Annotated in this window: 1 protein-coding gene and 1 pseudogene; one reads left to right on the forward strand and one right to left on the reverse strand. The window is 60.4% G+C overall.

Translation table 11 applies throughout. The features are described from left to right. Positions 1-86 (forward strand): annotated as a pseudogene (locus ACFYO0_RS46440) (IS5/IS1182 family transposase); the annotation flags it as partial. Positions 87-379: 293 nt separating this feature from the next. Here ACFYO0_RS46440 and ACFYO0_RS46445 read toward each other — a convergent pair. Continuing rightward, positions 380-1,144: a hypothetical protein gene (locus tag ACFYO0_RS46445; RefSeq protein ID WP_388688524.1), complete on the reverse strand. Its 765-nt coding sequence runs from the start codon at positions 1,142-1,144 to the stop codon at positions 380-382. Positions 1,145-1,327 lie beyond the last annotated feature (183 nt).

The following is a 1,327-nucleotide window of genomic DNA, read 5'->3' on the forward strand; positions in this document are numbered from 1 at the left end:
GGCGTATCTTCCGCAGGTCCCGGTGCAGCCCGAATCGAATGACGTCAATCGCCGCAGCCGTCCTCACCCTGGAGCGGCAACGCTGAAAGAGCTCAATGACTGAGGGCCCCGAAGGGGCCCTCAGCGGTGCCCTTGGCACCTGCATCCGCGCTTACGACCTCTCGCGCACCATCATGAAGATGATGGCGATCAGAAGAAGCGAAAACGGATCCATTATTTGGTCTCCCTACAATCGGGCCCCTCGGGGCGTTGGGTTGAGGGGAGACCGCACTTGGTGCTTCGAGCAGTTACCAGTTTGCCAGAACGCGTCTCTGTAGGTGCTCGGTTTGAGCCAGGCGGATCAGGCCTGCTGACTCGCTGCGGTCGAGTCTGCTGTCTGCTACTTCATGAGGTCCTTGCCAAGGGTGGCTGCTGCAACGACGAGAGAGAGCGTTGCTATCCCCAGCGACCCCAAGGCGATTTTGTCGGCGCTGGAGGCTCGGCTCCACCACGAGCCGTGTGGGACCTCGACCGTGGGCATGAGAAGTGCTCGATTGGCACGTTTGATGATCTTCCAGCCAAGCCAGTACAGGCTCAGCATGATCGCCATCGCGACGTAGGGAGCGACGTTTGCCTGCAGCGGGACCTGTGGCTGCTTGATGTCGTCGGGTGTTGCGATCTCTGTAGCCGAGATGACTGCTGCCGTGGCTGGCAGAGAAAGCAGAGTGGCCCGAAGTAGCTCCTTGGCTCTCTTCTGTGTTTCCTGCTCGCGTTTCAGACGTCCCCCTGCGCCCTTCAAGAAAAGCTCAAGCCGAGCGGCTTGCCCATGGACCCATGTTGCGTCGCGCCCGGAGACCTGCACCTCGACACGTTCCGTGTCGATACTGATGCCGATTCTTCGATCGCCTGAGTTGTCGGCAGCGTCGAGGGTGAGGTTGTCCCAAGCGTTCAGATTGCCAGAGGCGTTGGAGTTGCGGACGTGGTCAACGAGCTCGGCCAGCGTGCCAGCGCTGTAGCGAGTGCTGTCGCGTTGCGTGGAGATCGAGACAGATGCTGCTGGAATGCCTTCTGGGGCTAGGTCGAAGAGCCGGTTGAGTTCGCTCTTGCCGAGCCTGCAGGTGACGTACACCTTGCGGACCTCGTCGTGCTGGGTGGGAGCAACCATGTCCAGGATCTTGGTGCACTCATTCAGAGTGCTGTCCTGCTCCCGTAGATCAGTGACCAACTTGTGGCCTGGCTGGGGGCTTGGTCTGAGAAGCCGTATCTCAACCGATCTTGGAACGTGTGGATCGAACGGAGTTCCTGGTCGGGTGATCTTCCGTCGGTACGCGCATGAAGGCAGGGCCTC

The sequence above is a fragment of the Streptomyces sp. NPDC006365 genome, from assembly GCF_042870755.1.
GTDB classification, from domain to species: domain Bacteria; phylum Actinomycetota; class Actinomycetes; order Streptomycetales; family Streptomycetaceae; genus Streptomyces; species Streptomyces xiangluensis.